Genomic DNA, 21,041 nt, shown 5'->3' with positions numbered 1-21,041 from the left:
ACAATCAGCACGGCACGCGCTGGCGTCGAATCACTGCGACAGCAAGACTGAGGGCAGAGTGGTTGGTCATGCCAGTACACGGAGAGGTTCATGCGAGCTTCTCCGCAATGCGCAGCACGGCACTGCGTGAGCGCGGGTTGCGGGCAACTTCCTGAGCCGATGGCACCACCTTGCCGTGCAGCTTGACCCGGGCGTGAATTTCGCTGGCGCGAATCGGCAGATCTTTCGGCAGATCGTCGCCTTTGGCTTCGCGCTTCAGGTACTGCTTGACGATGCGATCTTCGAGCGAATGAAAACTGATCACCGCCAACCGGCCGCCCGGCGCCAACACTTCAAATGCTTGCGGCAATACCCGCTCAACTTCGCCGAGTTCATCGTTGACGAACAGACGCAACGCGAGAAAGGTACGGGTGGCCGGATGTTTGTGTTTTTCGTGCCGCGGTAGCGCCTCGGCAACGATATTGGCGAGCTGGACCGTGCGGGTGATGGGCTCGACCTCGCGCGCGGCAACAATGGCGCGGGCGATGCGACGGGATTGGCGTTCTTCGCCAAGACGATAAAGCACATCGGCGATGGTTTCATCCGTCGCCGTGGCGAGAAAGGCGGCTGCGCTTTGTCCCCGCGTGGGATCCATGCGCATGTCCAGTTCTCCGTCACGCATAAAACTGAATCCGCGCGCCGCTTCGTCCAGTTGAGGCGACGACACGCCCAAGTCCATCAACACGCCATCGACCTTGCCGGTCATGCCGCGTCGTGCAATCAAATCGGCCAGCTGCGAAAACGCGCCCTGCTCGATTGAAAACCGCGGGTCGCTGCCGAATTGTTCGTGCGCGACCGCTATCGCCTGCGGATCTTTATCAATACCCAGCAACCGACCCGCAGGACCCAGCTGCTGCAAAATCAAACCGCTGTGGCCGCCGCGACCAAAGGTGGCGTCCACATAGAAACCATCCGCACGCACCGCCAGCGCTGCCACCGATTCGTGCAGGAGTACCGTCTCGTGCATGGGCCTGTCCCCTTAGAACGAGAGCGCTGGTAATTCAGCGGTATCAGTACCGTGGGCCTCGATATCGACCCGGATCTGTTCATCCCAACGACCGGCATCCCAGAGCTGGAACACTTTGCCTTGACCGACCAACATCGCGTCCTTGGTCATGCCGCACTGCTCGCGCAGCACTTGCGGCAACAGCATGCGGCCGGCGCTGTCGAGCTCGATTTCGGTGGCAAAACCCATCAGGATGCGTTTGATGCGTTGGTGCACCGGGTTGGTGTTCGACAACTTCTCAAGGTCTTGCTCGAGCCGTTCCCAGGCCGGCATCGGAAACACCAGCAGGCATGGCAGGCTCAAATCGCGGGTGATGACCAGCTGACCGGCGCAGAGGTTTTGCAGGGCGTCACGGTGCCGGGCTGGCATGGCGATGCGGCCCTTTGCGTCTACCGAGATGGCACTTGCCCCACGAAACACTGGTTTGACTGTCCTGTCCGGTTGAACCTGAAACGTGATCCACAAAACGACACGTTTCCCCACTTTTCGCCACTATAGAAACGAGGGTGATCACCGTCAAGCAAATTCCCGCTTTAATTCGGGGAAATAACGCTTGTTTGACAAGGACTTAGCGCTGGATCACAGCTTGTGGATAAGTACCAGTTGGAAGGAAGAAAACGAAATCAAACTCTTGTGCATGGAACGTGAGAATTCACTTTAAGTTTGGTCAGGAAGCGCCTGCCCTGGCGCACCGGAACGAAAGGGAGGTGAAAAGAAGGGAGTCGGCCGATAAGCCGGATTCTGTCGAGGACAGTCATTCCTCTGGGCCGCCTGTCACCAGTCGGCTCAAGCAACCTACCCGCGTCCAGCGCGGGCCACGCCATTGGACGCCTATTTGGTCTTGCTCCGGGTGGGGTTTGCCGTGCCATCGCCTGTTGCCAGGGACGCGGTGCGCTCTTACCGCACCATTTCACCCTTACCTGCGACCGTTTCCGTTCTGTTCCTGTTTCCAGTCCCAGCTCGGACAAGCCACATCGGCGGTATCTTTCTGTTGCACTTTCCATCGGCTCGCGCCGTCCAGGCGTTACCTGGCACCCTGCCCTATGGAGTCCGGACTTTCCTCCAGCACCTTGCGGCACCAGCGACTGTCTGGCCGACTCCCAGCGGCGATCTTAGCCGAAAGCCGGCAAAGACCGCAGCGCGAATTTTTGTTAGCGACAAGAATCGTGCAGAAAGTAAGCGCTTCGCTAACGACCGACGGAAATACCGGCGCTTACAGCGACAGCTTCGCCCGCAAGGTCTTCAGCAACGCGTCCGCCGCTGCCGGTGCATACGGCAGCGCCGGCACCTTGCCCCACACCGGCGCCGGCCACGCTGCATCACCGACTTTGCGCACAATGTGATGAATATGCAGCTGCGGCACCATGTTGCCGAGTGCAGCCACGTTCAGTTTATCGCCGGCAAACTGCTGCATCAGCGCTTCGCCCAGCGTGCACGACTCGGCGAGAAACTGCGTGCGATCAGCGGCATCCAGCTGGTAAATCTCGCGCAGATCCGGCCGGCGCGGCACCAGAATCAGCCACGGGTAATTGCTGTCGTTCATCAACAGCACGCGACACAGCGGCCAGTCGCCAACGATGAGGCAATCGGCCGCCAAGCGTTCGTGCAAAACGAAATCATTCATTTCAATCACCTGCTGCCAATCAGCCACTGCTACCAATCCACAACCCGAAACCAATCTATCACCCGAGACCAATCAACCACCTGAAACCAGGCGCATCATTTCCGCGCACATGTAGCCGCCATAAGTGCCGAGCACATAACCAAACACCGCCAGCAGCACGCCGACGGGTGCCAGCGACGGATGAAACGCTGCCGCAACCACCGGCGCTGATGCCGCTGCGCCGATATTGGCTTGCGAGCCAACGCAGAGGAAAAACAGCGGCGCCCGGATCAGCTTGGCGACCAGAAACAGCAGCGCGCCGTGGGTCAGAATCCAGAACAGGCCGACAAAGAACAATTGCCAGTGCTCGGCTATCGCCGCGATATTCATCTGCATGCCGACGGTGGCGATCAGGATGTACAAAAAGCCGGAACCGATTTTGGACGCGCCAACGCCTTCGAGTCGGCGGGCGCGGGTAAATGACAGACCGAGGCCACCGGCCGTCGCCAGTATCACGACCCACAGAAACGTGCTGTCGAGGCTCCACGTCTTCAAATACGGCGCATGCTCGCCAATATAACTGGCGACGAAGCCCGCGAGCCAATGCGCCAAACCGGTAACGCCAATTGCCAGCCCGACCATGATCATCAGATCGTTCAGGGTCATTTCGCGTTTGTGCTCGGCCTGGAATTGCTCAACCGTTGCCCGCACCTCATCAATGGCGCGGGTGTCGGCCTGCAACCAGCGGTCAAGCCGGCTGGAGTTGCCAATCAGAAAAAACAGAAACGCCATCCACAGATTGCCAATGATGATGTCGATGGTCACCATCACCGAGAACAGGTCAGTCGGTGTGTTATAGGTTTCGCGCAGCGCCGCTTGATTGGCAGCGCCACCGACCCAGCTGCCGGCGATGGTGGCGAGACCGCGCCACAGCGCATCCGGCCCGGTGCCAGTCACCTGTTCTGGCGAAATCAGCGAGTAAATGTACAAAATCAGCGGGCCGCCGATCATCACGCCGAGCGTGCCGGTGAGAAACATCACCAAGGCTTTCGGACCAAGTGCCAGCAAGCGCTTCAAATCGACGCTCATGGTCAGCAACACGAGGCTGGCCGGCAGAAAATAATTGCGCGCAACCGGGTAGAGATTGGAGGCACTGCCATCGATGATGCCAAACGTGTTCAGCAGCGACGGCAGGAAATAGCACAGGAAAATCGCCGGCACATAGGTGTAGAACGTCTTCAAAGGTGACCACTGGCTGCGCGAGCTGCTGAACACCAGCGCGAGGATCAGGGCCAGCAGGCCCATTACGACGACATCATTGTTAATCAGGACTGTGCGTTCCATAACCGGTCTGCATGCGGGTGGTGTCAACGGAAGACGGCGCCATCACGGCGCCGTCGAGGCAGGTTCGGAGGCTGTTTCGAGTGCAGCCTGAACCGGGCCGGACTATAGCATGCAGCTGTCCGGCAGCTGACAGACAGCAATCGGCCAGCGACCGGCCAGCGATCGACCAGATCAGCCGTCAGACTGTCAGGCCCGGGCGGTCCGACTGCCTTACTGCTGCGTCGCAGCAGCCCCGATCTGCACAGCCGCGCTGGCGGCCGGCGGCGCCAGCAGGTCTTTTTTCCGGATCGCGCAAACTATTTGTCGGCCGGCTACGACAATCAGCATAGACGGATCGGAAAGCCGGTCCAGACCAGAAAAACGGATAACCATGTTCGGAATAGCAGACGACGGCGAACTGATTGCCAAGGCGCTGGGGGGATCACAGCGCGCCTGGCTGAGTCTGGTTCGGCGCCACGAAAAGCGGGTTTACAACCTCGCCTACCGGATGACCGGCAACCGGCAGGATGCGCTTGACCTGATGCAGGAAGCATTTCTGGCGGTCTACCGCAACCTGCCCAATTACCGGGCAGAGGGCGTGTTTGCCGCCTGGCTGCTGCGCATCGTCGCCAACCGGGCGGTGGATTTCTTGCGCCGCCGACGTGGCAATCCGCTGCATCGCGCCGCCGAGGTCGATGAAGAGCATGTCGCGACCGAATCCAGTCACGACAGTGCCGAGCAAGACAGTCTGCGCGCCACGCTGCTGCGGCTGATGGCCGGCCTCAGCAATGAACAGCGAATGGTGGTGGAACTGAAATTTTTCCAGCACCTGACTTTTGACGAAATTGGCAAACATCTGGGCATTCCGGAAAACACCGCGAAAACCCGGCTGTATACCGCGCTCCAGCATTTGCGCGGTCATGAGGAGCTTAAACATGCGTTGTGACGAAGCCGGTCTTCTGCTCAGCGATTTTCGCGAGCACTCGCTGCCCGAGACCGAGCAGCATCAGGTTGCCGAACACTTGCAGCAATGCGCGCAATGTCGCGCCGATCTGGCAGCGCTGGACAGCCTCACCAGCCAAGCCCGGCAATGGCGCGATCTGTCGGTACCGGAATGGCATCGCACCGCGTTTGCCGTACCGGAAAAACAACGCGGCCAATGGCTGCAATGGACGTCGCTTGCCACCTCGGCGCTGACCCTGTTGCTGGTCGTGGCAAAAGTGGACATCAGCAGCGACGACCACGGTCTGCGCATCAGCTTTGGTGGTGCGCCGAAACCGGCTGCCAGTCAAATGCTGACGGCCGAAGCGCTGGAACAGCGGCTGAACCAGTTCAAGGAACAGCAGCAACTGACCATTACCAATCAGCTTGCGGCCTGGGACATCACCCGCCAGCAAGACAGTCAGAAAATGATGACCGCGGTGGTCAATTACGCCCGCGATCAGCAACAACAGGATCTCGCGCAATGGGTCAATTACTGGAAGACCGTTCGCGATCAAGACCAGGCGCTGCAGGTGAAAGCTTTCAGCGATTTGTTAACCACTCAACAACAAAGTCGGCTTGAGTTGCGCGCGCTCAAGGCGTCCTTGCAAAACCCCACTAACTCGGAGGCATTATGAACCGTACTGCTGTATTGAAGGGTCGCCCGGTCGCCAAATTGGCAACCGTCCTGACCGCCATGTTGGCCGCCAGCGCGACTCTGTTTGGCGTCAGCGCCAGCGCAGCCGATTACACCGCCATCAGCAAAGATGTGCAGATCCTCGGTCAGGTATTGGAAACCGCAACCGCACCCAAATCCCGCGGCGGTCGCTGGGAACATGGCGGCATCAGCATCGAAGGCATTTATCTGGCCGGTCAAGGCATGGTGTTCGACATCAACCTGCCGGGCGCCCACTACGGCCAGATGTTCGGCGCACCGCTGCCGCCGATGGCACCGCTGGCACCGATGCCGGCACTCGCCTGGAGCGGAGATGACGACGAAGACGCGCCGGACCCGGAAGACATGGTCGATACCGAAGAAATGGAGTCCGTCGTTGAAGAAGCCATGAGCGCCGCTCAGGAAGCGATGAGCGAGATGGGTTACAGTGGCGGCATCGACAAGCAAACACAGGAGCAGTTCCGGGCGCTACGCGACAGCCAACGCAAAGCGGCCCGCGACTACCGCGATCAGCAACGCGCTTACGCCGATGCCGTACGCAAGAAAAAAGATCTGAGCCAGGCCGACAAGGACAAACTGAAAGCCAACCTGGAAAAATCGCGGCAAAGCTTTGAAGCGGCGCAACAACAATTCCGCACCAAGGCCGAAGCCCTGCGCAATGACCAGAAGCAAAAGTGGGCCGCCAAGCTGCAGGAAACCGAAAACCAGTTGCTGGACGCGCTGTGCAATTACGCCGGCTCAACCCGTCGTCTCGGCGCCGGCGAAGCCGTCAGCTTCGTACTGCGCGATGCCTCGGGTGACAGCGAAGCCAAGCACAAGATCTGGGTCATCAAGAAGACCGACCTCGATGCCTGTGCCAGCGGCAATCAAACCGCCGGCGTGCTGCAGAAGAAAGCGATCAGCTACAACTTCTGAAGCTGGCTCGGTATAAAACAAAACGGGGCGCAAGGCGCCCCGTTTTGTTTGTTGCGTCAGCAGCCTCACTGACATCACTGCTTGTAAACCACGCCTTCCTTCATGACAAAGCCCAACTGCGTCATCAGCTTGATGTCTTGCAGCGGGTCGCCTTTGACGGCCACCAAGTCGGCGTATTTGCCGGCGCTGATGCTGCCGAGATCCTTTTCCTGACGCAGCAGCGTCGCGGCATTGATGGTCGCGGACTTGATCGCATCCATCGGGGTCATGCCGGCTTCGACCATGTAGACAAATTCCATGGCGTTGCTGCCGTGCGGGCCGACACCGGCATCGGTACCGAAGGCAATCTTGACGCCGGCTTTGTAGGCTTTGGCAAACGTCTTCTGAATCTCAGCGCCGATGGCGGCGGCTTTTGGCCGCACGACTTCCGGGAAGTAGCCATCGATTTTGGCTTTGTCGGAAACGAACTTGCCGGCGGAAATGGTCGGCACATACCAGGTGCCGTGCTTTTTCATTTCCTTGATCACTTCATCGTCCATGTAGGTGCCGTGCTCGATCGAATCAACGCCGGCTTTGACTGCCCGCAGCATGCCTTCCTTGCCGTGTGCATGCACGGCGACCGCAAAGCCGTAATCCTTGGCGGTGTCGACAATGGCTTTCAGTTCGTCGTCCATGAATTGCGGATTCTGGCCATTTTTGGCCAGGCTTAGCACGCCGCCGGTGGCGGTGATTTTGATCACGTCGGCGCCTTCCTTGTAGCGCTGGCGCACGGCTTTGCGGGCGTCATCGGCGCCGTTGATCACGCCTTCATCCGGGCCCGGATTTTCCCGCAGCTCCATGTTGACACCATTGGTCGGGTCGGCGTGACCCCCGGTGGTGCCAATGGCTTTGCCGGCAGCGAAAATGCGCGGGCCGACAATCCAGCCTTTTTTGACGGCATCGCGCAGACTCAGGTTCAGGCCATCGGAGGCGCCAAGGTCTCGCACCGTGGTGAAGCCGGCGTGGAGCGTGCGCTGCAGATACTGGGTTGCGTGCAGGGCAAAGTCGGCCGGGTTCAGGAAGAACGGTTCGGTGTACGAGGTCGGGCTGTTTTCATGTGAAACGTGGACATGCATGTCGATGAGACCCGGCATGACAGTGCTGTCCTGCAGGTTGAAATACGGGCTGTAGCCTTGCGGATCAACATAGCCGGCCTTGACCTCGGCGATCCGGTTGTCCTTGATGATGATGGACATCTGGCTTTGCACGGTGCCGTGTTCGGTATCGATCAGTTTGCCGGCGTGAATCAGGGTGTCGGCATGGACAGCGCCAGCGAGCAGCAGCAGCGCGGTAGTGGAAAGGCGGAAGGACATGGGCAGACCTCAGTTCGAGTTGTGTGAGTGGACGGCGATGTGTAAGCAGAAAGCCAGGTGAGGCTAGAACGCGAGGTCCGAGTGTAGCGAGTACGGCAGCACCGTCAAACGACAAAGGCCGGGAAAAATCCCGGCCTTTGTCTGATCTCAATTTGCGGCGGTGCGACAAAACCGCTCTTTCATTCCGAGCGCGCCATGGCGGCGCACCGGTAAGCAGAGCTGTCGTTACGCGTCAGCCGGAGGTCTTCTTGCCGTCATCGCGGCTGACCGGCTTGTCAACATGGGTAACGGTGGCGCGATCAAACTGCTCGCTGAGCTGCTCCTGATGCTCCTGCTGCCACTCCAGCTGATCGTGCCGGACTTGCTTTTGCAGCCGCTGCAATTGCCGGCGCAGCATCAGATCATCACCGGCGATATGCATTTCCTGCTCAAGCATTTCCAGTGCCCGATCAAACCGTTGATAGGAAACATACGTTTCCAGCGCCGCCTGCACCTGCTTGAGTTTCAGCGTGCGCCGATCCGGCGCGTTGGCATCGATCGGCACTTGCGCGGACTCTTCGGCATCGGCCAGCGGCAACACCGGCCGCGGTTCACGCGGTGCCCGTGGTTTGCTGCGCACCGGCAGTACCTGAGCCCGACGCTCCGACCATTGCCAGAACAGCACGCCAGCCAGGCTGAGCGCAAACACCGTCAGCAGGCCCCAGATCACACCGCGCCACGGCTGCTCACCCGACGGCGTCGCCGCGTCTCCGGTTTCGCTGACGGCTTGGTTCGCGTTGGAAGATTCCGCCAGCGTGTCGTTGACGCGCACCGTGACGGGTTCAGCTGCGACGAAGGTAGTAGCGGCTTGCTCGGCAGCTTGTTCGCTCGCCGTCGGCGATTCGGTTGTCACAGCCTGTTCTGAGCCGGCGGCGGTTTCTGTCACGGAAGGCGATACAGTGGCCGAGTTTGCTGTCGCCGCTGAATTCATTCTTTCCGTTTCGCGCTGCATGAGTTCGGCGTAGCGACTGTCCATCTGGTTCAGCTGGGTTTCCAGCGCCTGCAACCGTGCCGTTGCGGCTTGCAGATCCGTTTTCAGGCTGAGGTTTTCCTGTTGCAACTGCTGCAGATTGACGGCCGCGGAGTCTGTTGCTGAACGTGCGGTGGCAACTATTGTTGTACTGGAACCAGCCGTCGATGATTTCACTGCCTGCGCACCGGCATTGCCATCGACGCTCACCGACTTCGCCGGCGGCGCCACCGTCGTGATGACGGTCTCAGTTGCCGTGCTGGCCACCTGTGATTGCCCAGCGGCGCGATTGGCATTGAACAGCGCCAGCCAGTCTTGCCGCTGATAATTTTGCACCTCGGCTGCACTCGGCAGTTTCAGCGGCATGGCCATTTTCAAACGATTGGGATCGCCGGCGATAAAAGCATCGCGATTGGCCTGATACAGCGCGACACCGAAGGCATGCCATTCATCGCCGCGCGCCTTGCCGAGCCGATGGGCTATGGTCGACAAACTTTCACCGGGCCGGGTTGGCCCGTACACGGTTTCCGCCGTCGCATTACTGTTGGCAGATGACGTACTGACGAGAGCGGCTGGCGGATTCTGATTGACCGCCGGGTTCGCCGTTTTTTCTGCCGGCAAATGAGTCACCGGCGCGTGCTCCGCTGACGGTGGCAGTTCATTGATCGCTGCAGAAGTAGCAACGCTGGCTGCAGTATCAGGAATGCGATTCGCGCTCACAGGCGTGCTGGTAGTCGCGGCGGCAGTCGGTGCAGTGGCAAGGCTAGTCGCCGGAATGGTGGCCGGCGCTGGCGTGCCCGGCAGGTCCAGCAGCACGGCGTAATCGCGCAGGTAGCGGGTGCTACCCTCTTCCGCGACCAGCACCAGATTGAGCAAGGGTTCGCGCAGCGCGCGCCGGCTGCTCAGTTGCAGTACCAACCGGTTGTCGCGCACCAGCAATTCGGTGCGGACATCGTCAATTTCCGGCAGGTAGTCGTAACCGAGTGCGGCGAAATCTTCGCGCTTGCCGAGCCGGACCTTGACCGAGTCGGCGGCATAGGCTGGTACACCGAGAATGGGGATTTCCGCTTGCAGCGGTTGATTGAGCTGCGACTGCAGCTGCAAATCACCAAAGCCCAACGGCAACGCGGGTTGACTGAATGACAGCCCTATCAACAGGGCGGACAGTGACAAGCGGTACGGCGCCATGACACGAATCCTTGTGCAAGTCCTTGTGCATGCTTGTAGTAAGCATCTGCCCGCAGGCAGCGTCGCCGTCCGGGATAACGGCCAACAAAGACAGTATGGGAACGGCTCGGCGGTTTTGCAAAGCCGTTCCTGTGCGGATTTGTGTAATGGCGCGGACGGTCTAACGAACGTGCGCTATGCGAACTTTTAGCTGAAAAAGGCCTTGGTTGCTTCCGCCGATATCGGCGCGCCGGTCAGCTTGGCGCGCTTCAGCAGCGTCCAGAAGTAACGATAGGTAGCGCGGTCGTGCAGTTCGCCTTTGTGCTGGATGGGACCCCAGTGATTGGCCTGTGCGGCCAGCAGAATTTCGGCGCCGTCCTGAATCTCGGAGAAGTCCGGTTTCATGGCATCGACAATGGCCTGGATCTGGGTCGGGTAAATCGACCATTGCCGCAAGAAACCAAATTCATAACGGGCGCGATGGGCATCGGCACGGGTCTGTTCCGGGTTCTTCAAATCGAGCGTAACGTTGTGGGCCGGGACCACGCCATTGGCCAGCGCGGCAGCCACCATCTCGGTTTTGGCGCGGGCCAGCAGCGGGTGATCGAACTGGCCCGGCGAGCGCATGCACGAGGCCGGAATAGCCCCGTGGTGGCCGGAGACAAAGTCCATCATGCCAAAGTCCAATACCTCGACCCATGGCAGCGTGGCAATCTGCCACACTTCGTGCAGCGCACCATGGGTTTCAATAAGGACGTGGATCGGCACTTCGCGTTTCAGATGCAGCTGCCGGCACTTGTCCTGGATGTAGGTCACCATGTCCTCGGCCTGACGGGCATTGGTGCACTTGGGAATGGTGATATAGGCGATACGTTCGCCAGCGGCTTTCAGCAGGATGTCGACATCCTTGCGCCAGAATTCGTGGCTGTAATCGTGAATGCGGACGCCGGCGCGATGGTGTTTGTTGGCGTCGGAATTGATGACCGCCGCGACCATTTCGGCATGCTCGGTCTCTTTGCCGGCCTGGGCGCCGTCTTCGCAGTCACAGGTGATGTCGAAGATGGGGCCAAGCTCGTTCTGCAGCTGAAGGGCCTTGTTGATGAGCTTCTCGCTGCCAGCAAAATGCTCGCAGCTGGCCAGCGCCGGAAACGGGCGCTCGCCTTCAAACAGGGCGACATCAGGGTGCACGGGCCGATTCACTGCAGGTGGGGTCACGGTGGTCTCCTTGCGACAGGTCTGAATTCCGGGGATCAAGGTCCGGTGGGCATTTTGCCCGAGTTTTAGCGAGGAAAAGCGCCGCTACTGCTTTGGTCGTAGGCGCCTGAACCGGCCGGGCCGGCCTCTCCGAGCCTGTATTGATAGCACAGTAAACAAACATTTCAAACGGGTATTTCAAATGAGCGTTTGAATCGTTATATTCGACGGAACCGCCCGGCCCGACCAGTGCCGGGACGCCCGGCTTCTCGCTTTGCGGAGGGTGAGAGCCGGTGCAGACCAGACCGCAGGAGGGCAGTCGGCATGATGGCAGAACACGCATTTCTCAAAACCATCAACGAGGAATTGGTGCTGGGCGGCCCATGGCCGGGCATCCAGCTCTATTACCCGCCGGTGAAGTACAACCCGGCCCAGGGTATCTACGAAACCATGGAGCAGGCTGCCGAGCGCATGCGCAAATACGCGCGTGAGTGCAAGGCACACACCCTGCTGTTCGACTTGGAAGACGGCTGCCGGCAGAAAGAAATGTCGCGCGATCTGCTGCGTCAGGAGCTCGCTTCGTTCGGCGAAGCAAAAGACCGCGGCTTCCAGATTGCCCTGCGCATCAACCCGTTCCGCACCGCCGAGTACGAGAAAGATCTCGAACTCATCAAGGACATGTCGCCGTTTATCGACGTGATCATTCTGGCCAAGGCCGGTGAGGTCTACGGCGCCGCGGAGATTCGTGATTTGAGCGGCTGGCTGGTCAACGTCAACCCGTCCATCACCATCCAGCCGATTATCGAGCACCCGCGCAGCCTGAAGATTGCTCCGGAGATGATGCAGTTCGCCACCGTCAAGCACGTGGTGTTCGGTATCCACGACTTCTCGAAAGCAATGGCGATTCACCTGACGCCCGAGAACTGGATCAACGAGCTGCGCACCTATCTGATGATGCTGCTGTTCGAAGCCCGTATCGCTGGTAAAGGCGTGATCGGCGGCGTCGAAGTGCTGCTTAATGCCAGCGCGATGCCGGAAACCTACATCGAACCGCACGACATCCGCCGCTGGCTCGATCTGCACGGCGACCGCGAAGCGCAAATCGTGTACGCCCACGCCGTCGAAGAAGCGCAGATGGGTTTGACCGGGAAACAGGTTATTCATCCCGGCCACATTCATCTGTGCAAAGTCGCGTTCACGCCGTCACCGATGCGCATCCAGCGCGACGTCAACATTCTCAAAGCCGCGATTGATGCCGACGCCCTGCTCGGCGGCGCCATCCGCTTCGAAGGCGAAATGCTCGACCCACCGATGTTCGGCAAGGCGCTGCAAACCCTGCTGCGCGCCAACGCGCTGAACGCGCTGCCGGCCGAGCAAAAGCTGTTTGCGATCGAAGTACTGAAGAAACTGCCAGTACACACGATCCGCGAAAACTGGCCGTACGGTCTCGTATAAATGCGTTCCCTCCCCTGCCAAGGGGAGGGCTAGGGTGGGGTCGCGAGCGCAAGCTCGCGTGAGCATTTCAAGATATCGTAGGGCGGGTCAAGCACAGCGGACCCGACATTTGGCAACCGAGAGCAACACCATGTCCGACTGGCAGTGGAATATCCCGGAACATTTCAATATCGGCACCGCCTGTACCGATCGGCACGCCCATGGCGAACGCGCCGCGCATTACGCGATGATCGTCGAAGATGCCGAGCGCGGCGAAGAGCGCGTCACCTACGCCCAGCTCGCCGAGCAAAGCTCGCAACTTGGCGCAGCGCTGCTCGCGCTCGGGGTCAAACGCGAAAGCCGCGTGCTGATCCGTTTGCCGAACTCGATTGCCTATCCGGTTACCTTCTTCGGCACGATGAAGGCCGGCGGCATCGCGGTGCCGTCGTCATCACTGCTGACCGCCAGTGAGCTGGCCTATCTGGCAAAAGACTCCGGCGCCGAAATTCTGGTGACCCACGTCAATATGTGGCTGGAACTGGTCGAGCAGCTTGGTCAGGTCAGTACACTCAAGCATGTCATCCTGTCTGGCTGTGACCGCTTGCCGGTTGGCTTACCACGCAGCAAAGCCGAACTGCATGCCTTCAATGATCTGCTGCGTAAGCACGCACCACTGAAGAAAGCGGTGGCGACCAAGGCCGATGATCCGGCCTATCTCGTCTACACCTCTGGCACCACCGGCTACCCGAAAGGCGTGTTGCATGCGCACCGCGCCTTGCTCGGCCGGGTGCCGGCCGCCACCAATTGGTTCGACTTCAAAGGTCAGGATCGCATCCTGCACTCCGGCAAATTCAACTGGACCTATGTGCTCGGCACCGCGCTGATGGACCCGCTCTATCACGGCCACACCGTCATCGCCTATGAAGGCCCGAACGATCCCGGCTTGTGGACCCGTTTGATCGCCAAACACCAGTGCACAATTTTTATCGGCGTGCCGACGGTCTATCGCCAGATCTTGCAAAAGACAGCGACCAGCAAAGCCGATGTGCCAACGCTGCGGCATTGCATGTGCGCGGGCGAGCACCTGTCCGATGATGTGCTGACCGCGTGGCAAGAGCGTTTCGGCCAGCCGATTTTTGAAGCGATCGGCATGAGCGAATTTTCCTATTACATCTCGCATCCGCCGAGCCGGACACCGCGGCCGGGCGCTGCCGGTGTCCGTCAGCCCGGCCACAACATTCAATTGCTTGACGAAGATCTGCAACCGGTGCCGCGCGGCGAAGAAGGCATGATCGGCATTCCGGAATCTGATCCGGGTCTGTTCCTGTCCTACTGGCAGCTGCCGGAAGAAAACGCCAAGCTGCGCCGTGGCGGCTACTTCCTCACCGGCGATTACGCCTGGGAAGACGAAGACGGCTACATCTGGTTCATGGGCCGCAAGGACGATGTGATTAAATCGTTCGGCTATCGGGTCAGCCCGCACGAAATCGAGCGCGTGCTGAAAAGCCATGACGGCGTCGGCGATTGCGTTGCGCTCGGTCAGCAGATTGACGCCAGCAAGACCTTGGTGGTTGCCTGCGTCATCCGCCGCCCGGGCAGCCACGCCACCGAAGCCGATCTGCTCGCCTTCGCCGAAAAAGAACTTGCCGCGTACAAAGTGCCGAAACGGATTTTCTTTTTCGACGATTTTCCGCGCACCAAGAACGGCAAAGTGCTGCGCAAGGATTTGCTGAAGCAGTTGCCGGCCTGACGAAATATAAAGCGCCGTTCGTGCTGAGCTTGTCGAAGCATGAATGGCAACGATTTGATCGACTCGCCCTTCGACAAGCTCAGGACGAACGGTGAATGGAGAAAGCTTGATGAACAACGTTCCCTACCGCCCGCGCCGCACCATGCTGTATGTGCCGGCTCACGTCGAGCGCCATCTGGAAAAAGCGCGCGGCCTGCCGACCGACAGCATCATTTTTGATCTGCAGGAATCGGTGCCCTCCAGCCTCAAGACCCAGGCCCGCGAGCAGCTGAAAAAGGCGTTTGAAAATCCGGATTTCGGCCACTCCGAAAAAGTGGTCCGGATCAATCCGCTCTATTCGCCCTGGGGTCAGGACGATTTGCGCCTCGCCGCTTCCTTGCCGATTGACGCGATTCTGCTGCCGCGGGTGGAAAGCAAGCAGCAGGTGCTCGACACCCTGATCGCACTTGATGCCCTCGGCGCTACTCATATTCAGTTGATGTGCAATATCGAAAGCCCGTTTGGCGTGCTGCGCGCCGAGGAAATCGCCGGCGCCTCCGATCGGGTCTGTGCGCTGATCATGGGCACCACCGATCTGGCCAACGAACTCAAGCTGAACCCGAATCCGGAACGCACTGGCCTGCTGACCTCGCTAGGCTTGGTCATCCTGGCTGCGCGCGCGCACCGCAAATGCGTGGTCGATGGCCCGCATTTCGATTTGAAAGATGTCAAAGCCGCGGAATTTGCCTGCCGGCAGGCGCGCGATCTCGGCTTTGATGGCAAAGCCATCATTCATCCGGTCCAGCTGACCTACGCCAATGATGCCTTCACTCCGAAGCGTGGCGATGTCGACCGCGCCCAGCGTATCATCGAGGCACTGAAAGACGCCGATGCCAATGGCATGAGCACAGCCGTGATCGATGACCGCCTGATTGAGCCGGCAATGATCGAATGGGCCCGCCGCGTGATCGCGGTATTCGAAGCGGTGCATGCGCTGGGCCAAACCGAATTGCTGGGCCAAGCCAAACGGCGCTGAAGGAAGCGATTCCCCACCTTGTTAAGGAGGGGCCAGGGGTGGTTGAGCTCAGCGCGCATTGCCGTATGAGCAGCAATAGCCACGCCAGTGACTTACAACATCCACACAAGGCAACAACCGTGACCATCGGCCGTTTCTTTGAAGATTTTCAACTCGGTGAGCGTATCCAGCACGCGACGCCACGCACGCTGACCGAAGGCGATGCCGCCCAGTATCTGGCGCTGTATGGCTCGCGCTTCGCGCAGTACTGCGCCGCGCCGTATGCAACGGCCTGCGGCTTTGCCAAAACACCGCTCGACCCTTTGTTGGTCTTTCACGTCGCGTTCGGCAAAACTGTGCCAGACGTGTCACTGAACGCTGTCGCTAATCTCGGCTATGCCGATGTCCGCTTCCTGCAGCCGGTGTTTGCTGGCAACACCCTGTTCGTCGACAGCGAAGTGATCGGACTGAAGGAAAACAGCAACGGCAAGACTGGCGTGGTGTATGTGCAATCGCGCGCGCAGAACCAGCACGGCGAGCCGGTGTTGCAGTGGCAACGCTGGGTCATGGTGCACAAACGCGATCACAAGACACCGACCGAGCACAACAGCGTGCCGACCGTCAAAGCCGCGCTGACCGCCAGCGAATTGCCGCTGCCGCAAGGTTTGCACGCGCCAGCTGAGCAGAATTACTACACTGGCAGCAGCACCGTCGCGTGGGACTACCGCATTGGCAGCGTGATCAACCACGGTGGCGGCATCACCATCGGCGACAGCGATCACATGATGGCAACCCGGTTGTATCAGAACAATGCCAGGGTCCATTTCGATGCGGCCTACATGCAGCAACAACCGGCCGGCAAACGGCTGGTTTACGGCGGTCATATCATTTCGCTGGTGCAGGCACTGAGTTACAACGGTTTTGAGAATGCGCTCTGGCTCGCGGGATTCAACGGCGGCGTCCACGCCAACCCGAGTTTTGCCGGCGACACCATTTACGCCGCCAGCGTGGTCACCGATGTCCAGAAACTCGGCAACGGCTTGTCGGCATTGCGGGTCGTCAGCTTCGGTATCAAAGGTGAACCGGGCGAGCTGCTGGCGAGCTTGCCAGCTTTGACCGAAAGCGCCAGCTTGCCGAGTACCATTGTGCTGAAGTGGGATTACTGGCTTGTGCTCCCTTAGCAAATGGGCAACCAGCTGACGGTGATTGTTGCTCTGTCTGTGAGCTGTTGTGCTGGCGTCGCACATGCGGCAGAGCCAGCGCAAGTGGACGACGGTGGCTTACCAGCCAGCGTGCTGGAAAAGCTCAATCAGCAGACATCCGCTGTCGTCAGCGTGGAGATGAAAGCACGCCCTGCTGCCACAGAAGTGGATCAGTCGCCAGCCGAGCCGGCGGACGTCACGCAGTGGCGTCAGAGCCAACAAGCGATACGCCAGCAAAAACAAGCCCTGCAGGAGCAGCGACGGCAGCAGCCGGGCTATTCCCCCATCAGGAGCTTGTCTGCAGCGCCCGAGTTCGCCAGCCAATGCGTGAAGTTGGTGTGGCAGGAAGACGGCAATCCGAGCTTCCAGAACCAGTGCGGCAAGCCGGTGCAAATCGCTTATTGCTGGGTCGACTGGCCTGGCGAACACGGCGCGCTGGATTGCCAACACAGTGGCATCGGCCTGAATACCGGCGGCGCCGCAACGGGCCCCAATTTTCGCGACGGCAAATATCAAGTTCTCTGGTTTGCCTGCACCAAACCCGGCCTGCCTACCGCCATCGAGCTCAGTCTCTCGCCTGCCAGCATGGCGGGGCAATGCTTCTGGTAAGCACCGAAGACCGGAAAGTGGCGCTCGGCAGCCGCGATTAGCGCATGTCCCGTTACATCCTGTCATGTACCGTTTACCGGATTGATGCTGGAATGCTGCCGTCACCGCACAAGGAGCTGCTGACATGCTGATGACCACCACGCCGTCGTTCGAAGGCAAAACCATCGTCGCCTACAAAGGCATCGTCACCGGCGAGACGATCGTTGGTGCCAATATTTTTCGCGACATCATGGCGACCGTGCGCGACATCGTCGGCGGCCGCTCCGGCGCTTACGAGAATGCGCTGCGCGATGCTCGTCAGATGGCACTCGATGAACTCGCCGACGCCGCTCGCGCGGTCGGTGCCAACGCCATTGTCGGTATCGATCTGGATTACGAGGTGGTCGGTCAGGGCGGCTCGATGCTGATGGTGTCGGCCAGCGGCACCGCCGTCGAGATCAAATAGCGCGCAGCGTTGTCAGTGGCCGGCGGCAAGCGCGGCTACTGAATCCAGTTGCCGTTTTGCCGCTGCCGGCAAACGCTTGATGGCATGCTCAAGCTTCAGCGCTTCAGAGCGGCCGGCCACCGGAAAACTGGCCAGGAGCTGGCGGGGTTTATGCGAGCGCGTGTACTTGGCGCCGTTGCCGGCACAATGCACGGCATAGCGCTTGGCCACATCGACCGCAATACCGGTATAGATGCTGCCGTCTTCACATTCGATCAAATACACATGCCAGGTCACCGGCGTTTTTCCCCTCAACAAAAAACAAGGGCCGCAATCGCGGCCCTTGTTGTATCAGCTGCCGGCCTTCTTGTCTTGCACCAGCGCATTCAGGTCGCGGGCAAGGCCTTCACCTTTGTAGCTGGAGATTTCGTAAACCCAGCCGGCATGCTGGGTGTTGAACGCCGCAACAGCCTGTTTGATTTCCTCGCTGGCAGCCGGGCCGGCTTCCTGATGCAGCGTCACAAAATGCTTGCCGTCTTTGCCATAGTGCGTCAGCAGCACGATCTGATCGTCAAAACTGCTGTAGCGGGTCAGAGTCGCGGTGGCCTTGCTGAAATCAAACGTCGCCAGCGCCTGCACATCAACCGCGTTGAGTCCGTTCAGGCCATCGGTCAGACCGGACAGCAACCAGGCCGCGCCTTTTTCCTTGCCGGCCGGCAGCGGACTCAGGACAAACTCATTGTCCTCGGGCTTGCTTTTGCTGAGTGCAAACTGCCGCTCTCCCGGCTGCGGCAGACAAGGTGCCTGGATGCATTGCACTGGCACCAGCTTCAGCCGCTCGACTTGCTTCAGCTTGACTGCCGGCAGGTTGATAAGCTCGGTGCGTAACCAGTCGCTCGCCTCTTTGCTGACATCCAGTTCACGATCGATAAGCCAGCTCTGCGGATCGTTCTTGGCGCGAACGAAATGTCCGGCCGGTCGCGACACCGCTGTACCGACGATCAGATCGGCAACCACTTTCTCGCCAGCCATCACCGTCAACAGGGTCGCCTTCTCGGATGTTTCGGCGACGCCCAATTTGTCGTAACGGGCCGGGTCGGCCGTTTTGGCTTCCTGCTTGTCAGCCCGACTCAGGTTATCGAGTAACGCGCGAATTTTGCCGACGTTCGCCGGATAATTTCCGCGATTGACCAGTTGCCAGTGTTCGCCGCTGCGCTGCAGATCAATGGCAACCTGACCGGCGTGACGCAAAACAATATGATCAATGGCCGCAAGTTCTGACTTCAGTTCCGGCAGCAATTTCTCCGCAACCGGGCTCGCCGCACGTTGCGGTCCCAACCAATTCACGGCGAGCACAGCCAGCACCAATAGCAAGGTGCCGATGCCGAGCAAGGAAAAAAGGCGTTGATTCATTAATGGAAACTCCCCATTGGTCAATCAGCCGGAGCAACCCCCGGCCCCCCGGTTTCAGTCGCGCGCCTTGCGGCTGCGGGCTGAACGGCGACCGAGCGCGATAAAGGTAGCCAAGGCAATCAACAGCAGCGGCACCAGCGCGATATTGATCAGCTTGAGCTTGGTGCCAAGTGCCTCGATATCGCGATTGAGCTGGTGCTGGACGTCACGCAGCTCTTTGCGGATACGCAGCTTCTCGCCCTGAAAGTCACGCAGTGCCTGCTCTTCCTGCGGATTCAGTTGTACCGTGCCGGATTCGTTCATCCGCTTTTGCAGATCACTGAGTTTCTGTTCGGTTTCATTCAGCCGTTGCTGCAGAGCCTCTTCCTGCACGCGGAATTTGGTTTCGGCATCGCGGCGCAGTTCATCGAGCTTGTCAAACGGGCGGGCAAAGCGGCCGCGGCTACGCAGGCCAATCAGATCGCTGGAGTCGGCGAATTGCTCCACGCTGTTGAAGACAAAGTTGCCGTTGTCCGCAAACGGTTGCGCAACGCGCTGGCCAAAGAAATCCTGCACTTGCACCCAGAACCGGTCAGACAGCAGATCGGTATCGGCGATCAGCAGCACATTGATGCCGGTGTCGACGGCGTCACTGCGGTGTTCGCCACTGACACCAGCCGGTGCCGCCGCGAACGCGCTGTGGGCACTGCCGGTGATATGGGCAGCGATCGTCTGTACCTTGTCGGCACTGACAAACTCTTTTTGCAGCGTCGTCGGGTCCGGCAAAAACTCGAACTTGGCGCGCGGCATCAGCATGCTGTGCGAACCGGACACCAACACCGGTGTCACGGTTGATTTGGCCTCCGGCAGGGTTTCAATCACGCCAGCACTGCCGACGTTGATCGCTTCCAGACCATTGGTCAGGTTGTTGCCGGCAGCATTGCCATCCAGACCGAGCAACCCTAGATGGCGAACCGGATTGCCACCGGCGCCGGTTTGCACGCTCAGCGCATGATCGGCGTCGGCCAGAATCTGGTTCATGTCGACCTTGACACCCCAGGCTTGCAGCAGACTGTTCAGATCATCACCCGGCAACACTTGCGGGAACGGATTCTGCGGACCGGCCGGCATGCGATCGGTTTCAGCAAACGGATCGACGAACAGCAGCAGCTTGCCGCCATTCAGCACATATTGGTCGATGGCATAGCGCAGCGGTTCGGACAATCCTTTCGGTTGCACCACCACCAGCAGATTCAGATCGCTCGGCAGACTGGTCGCATCGCTGGCAATGTCTTCCACCCGGAACAACTGCTTGATTTGCTCGAATACCACCCAGGTCGGTTTTGGTTCGCGGCTCATCATGTCAAAACCGCCGTTGACCGGCAGCCCGCTCAGCAAACCAACTTTCGGCGGCTCGCTACGGCTGAGCTTGGTCAGCATACGGCTGATGTCGTATTCCAGCGACTGCTCCTTGTCCGGTTGCAGGAAGGCAATAATTTCCTTCTCATCGACGCTGTTGCTGCCGACCAAACCGAAATAGATTTTCCGGTCAGCCACCGGCACGGCTTGCAAGCCCAGTTGCGCAGCCCGGTCTTCGTCCTCTGAAAACGGCACGGGGTCGACAAGGCTCAGCACGATCTTGCCTTTGCCGATGCGCTCATACTCCTGCAACAACTCACGAACGCGCTGGGCGTAGGTGCGCAAGCTTTGCAGCTCCGGCTGCGACTTGGATTCCTGATCGGAAAAAAACAGGCTCAGGTGGACCGGCTCGCTGATGCGGCCGACGATGCGCTCGGTGCCTTCAGAAACCGAGAACAATTGATTCTCGGTCAAATCGATGCGCCAGCCGCGCATGATGAGCGTGCTCAGGATGCTGAGCGCGACAAAGGCCAGCGCCAGCAACATCAGGCCGGCCCGGGAAAACAGATTCTTGTTGGTCATGGCTGTTCTCGTTAGCTATGCGTGATGGTG

At 59.6% G+C, this 21,041-nt stretch carries 19 protein-coding genes and 1 other RNA gene; 9 read left to right on the top strand and 11 right to left on the bottom strand.

The window, feature by feature from the left end; genetic code table 11:
* Nucleotides 1-88: 88 nt before the first annotated feature.
* From rsmH to HPT27_RS08195, 5 genes are all read right to left on the bottom strand, one after another.
* Nucleotides 89-1,006 carry a 16S rRNA (cytosine(1402)-N(4))-methyltransferase RsmH gene (gene rsmH / locus HPT27_RS08215; protein WP_172241561.1) on the bottom strand — a complete coding sequence of 306 codons (918 nt, stop codon included), beginning with the start codon at nt 1,004-1,006 and terminating at the stop codon, nt 89-91.
* 12 nt (nt 1,007-1,018) lie between these two features.
* Nucleotides 1,019-1,465, bottom strand: a complete 447-nt coding sequence (mraZ, locus tag HPT27_RS08210) for a division/cell wall cluster transcriptional repressor MraZ (RefSeq protein ID WP_172241559.1) — start codon at nt 1,463-1,465, stop codon at nt 1,019-1,021.
* 294 nt (nt 1,466-1,759) lie between these two features.
* An RNA gene (gene rnpB / locus HPT27_RS08205) (RNase P RNA component class A) lies at nt 1,760-2,146 on the bottom strand.
* A 112-nt stretch (nt 2,147-2,258) separates the two neighbouring features.
* Entirely contained in the window at nt 2,259-2,669 is a 411-nt protein-coding gene (locus HPT27_RS08200; protein WP_172241557.1) for an HIT domain-containing protein, read from the bottom strand.
* A gap of 72 nt (nt 2,670-2,741) precedes the next feature.
* The gene (locus HPT27_RS08195) at nt 2,742-3,992 is read right to left on the bottom strand and encodes a DUF819 family protein (protein WP_172241555.1); all 1,251 of its coding nucleotides are present in this window, start codon (nt 3,990-3,992) and stop codon (nt 2,742-2,744) included.
* Nucleotides 3,993-4,362: 370 nt separating this feature from the next.
* Between HPT27_RS08195 and HPT27_RS08190 the strand changes: the two genes are divergently transcribed.
* The 3 genes from HPT27_RS08190 to HPT27_RS08180 are packed head-to-tail and all read left to right on the top strand — an operon-like array spanning nt 4,363 to nt 6,543.
* The gene (locus HPT27_RS08190; protein ID WP_172241552.1) at nt 4,363-4,917 is read left to right on the top strand and encodes an RNA polymerase sigma factor; all 555 of its coding nucleotides are present in this window, start codon (nt 4,363-4,365) and stop codon (nt 4,915-4,917) included.
* Nucleotides 4,907-5,590, top strand: coding sequence for a zf-HC2 domain-containing protein (locus HPT27_RS08185; RefSeq protein WP_172241549.1), 684 nt, complete (start codon nt 4,907-4,909; stop codon nt 5,588-5,590). Before HPT27_RS08190 ends, HPT27_RS08185 begins: the two co-directional genes overlap by 11 nt.
* On the top strand, nt 5,587-6,543 hold the full coding sequence (locus HPT27_RS08180) for an HlyD family secretion protein (RefSeq protein WP_172241546.1): 957 nt from the start codon (nt 5,587-5,589) through the stop codon (nt 6,541-6,543). Before HPT27_RS08185 ends, HPT27_RS08180 begins: the two co-directional genes overlap by 4 nt.
* A gap of 74 nt (nt 6,544-6,617) precedes the next feature.
* On the opposite strand, the gene HPT27_RS08175 is transcribed toward HPT27_RS08180, so the two are convergent.
* The 3 genes from HPT27_RS08175 to HPT27_RS08165 form a co-directional block, all read right to left on the bottom strand.
* Nucleotides 6,618-7,895, bottom strand: coding sequence for a metal-dependent hydrolase family protein (locus HPT27_RS08175; protein ID WP_172241543.1), 1,278 nt, complete (start codon nt 7,893-7,895; stop codon nt 6,618-6,620).
* Between the two features lie 232 nt (nt 7,896-8,127).
* Complete coding sequence (locus HPT27_RS08170) at nt 8,128-10,092, bottom strand: type IV pilus assembly protein FimV (RefSeq protein WP_172241540.1); 1,965 nt, start codon at nt 10,090-10,092, stop codon at nt 8,128-8,130.
* A gap of 186 nt (nt 10,093-10,278) precedes the next feature.
* Nucleotides 10,279-11,286, bottom strand: a complete 1,008-nt coding sequence (locus tag HPT27_RS08165; RefSeq protein ID WP_328820523.1) for an HpcH/HpaI aldolase/citrate lyase family protein — start codon at nt 11,284-11,286, stop codon at nt 10,279-10,281.
* A 189-nt stretch (nt 11,287-11,475) separates the two neighbouring features.
* Here HPT27_RS08165 and HPT27_RS08160 point away from each other — a divergent pair, with 189 nt between their 5' ends.
* The 6 genes from HPT27_RS08160 (at nt 11,476) to HPT27_RS08135 (ending at nt 17,699) form a co-directional block, all read left to right on the top strand.
* The gene (locus HPT27_RS08160; RefSeq protein ID WP_211197898.1) at nt 11,476-12,720 is read left to right on the top strand and encodes an HpcH/HpaI aldolase/citrate lyase family protein; all 1,245 of its coding nucleotides are present in this window, start codon (nt 11,476-11,478) and stop codon (nt 12,718-12,720) included.
* 130 nt (nt 12,721-12,850) lie between these two features.
* Nucleotides 12,851-14,449, top strand: coding sequence for an acyl-CoA synthetase (locus tag HPT27_RS08155; protein WP_172241537.1), 1,599 nt, complete (start codon nt 12,851-12,853; stop codon nt 14,447-14,449).
* Nucleotides 14,450-14,558: 109 nt separating this feature from the next.
* Nucleotides 14,559-15,464: an HpcH/HpaI aldolase/citrate lyase family protein gene (locus HPT27_RS08150; RefSeq protein ID WP_211197897.1), complete on the top strand. Its 906-nt coding sequence runs from the start codon at nt 14,559-14,561 to the stop codon at nt 15,462-15,464.
* A 65-nt stretch (nt 15,465-15,529) separates the two neighbouring features.
* On the top strand, nt 15,530-16,624 hold the full coding sequence (locus HPT27_RS08145) for a MaoC family dehydratase (protein WP_172241532.1): 1,095 nt from the start codon (nt 15,530-15,532) through the stop codon (nt 16,622-16,624).
* Between the two features lie 84 nt (nt 16,625-16,708).
* On the top strand, nt 16,709-17,254 hold the full coding sequence (locus HPT27_RS08140; RefSeq protein ID WP_172241529.1) for a hypothetical protein: 546 nt from the start codon (nt 16,709-16,711) through the stop codon (nt 17,252-17,254).
* A 124-nt stretch (nt 17,255-17,378) separates the two neighbouring features.
* Nucleotides 17,379-17,699 carry a heavy metal-binding domain-containing protein gene (locus tag HPT27_RS08135; RefSeq protein WP_172241526.1) on the top strand — a complete coding sequence of 107 codons (321 nt, stop codon included), beginning with the start codon at nt 17,379-17,381 and terminating at the stop codon, nt 17,697-17,699.
* A gap of 12 nt (nt 17,700-17,711) precedes the next feature.
* Here HPT27_RS08135 and HPT27_RS08130 read toward each other — a convergent pair whose 3' ends face one another.
* Genes HPT27_RS08130 through HPT27_RS08120 form a run of 3 tightly spaced genes read right to left on the bottom strand, consistent with a single transcriptional unit; the run spans nt 17,712 to nt 21,011 of the window.
* The gene (locus tag HPT27_RS08130) at nt 17,712-17,975 is read right to left on the bottom strand and encodes a GIY-YIG nuclease family protein (protein WP_172241523.1); all 264 of its coding nucleotides are present in this window, start codon (nt 17,973-17,975) and stop codon (nt 17,712-17,714) included.
* Between the two features lie 54 nt (nt 17,976-18,029).
* Nucleotides 18,030-19,091, bottom strand: a complete 1,062-nt coding sequence (locus tag HPT27_RS08125) for a DUF4340 domain-containing protein (protein ID WP_172241520.1) — start codon at nt 19,089-19,091, stop codon at nt 18,030-18,032.
* 54 nt (nt 19,092-19,145) lie between these two features.
* On the bottom strand, nt 19,146-21,011 hold the full coding sequence (locus tag HPT27_RS08120) for a Gldg family protein (protein WP_172241517.1): 1,866 nt from the start codon (nt 21,009-21,011) through the stop codon (nt 19,146-19,148).
* Between the last annotated feature and the right edge of the window lie 30 nt (nt 21,012-21,041).

Origin of the sequence: Permianibacter fluminis, from assembly GCF_013179735.1 — a bacterium.
GTDB classification, from domain to species: Bacteria; Pseudomonadota; Gammaproteobacteria; order Enterobacterales; family Permianibacteraceae; genus Permianibacter; species Permianibacter fluminis.
This window is presented reverse-complemented; position numbering and strand designations above follow the sequence as displayed.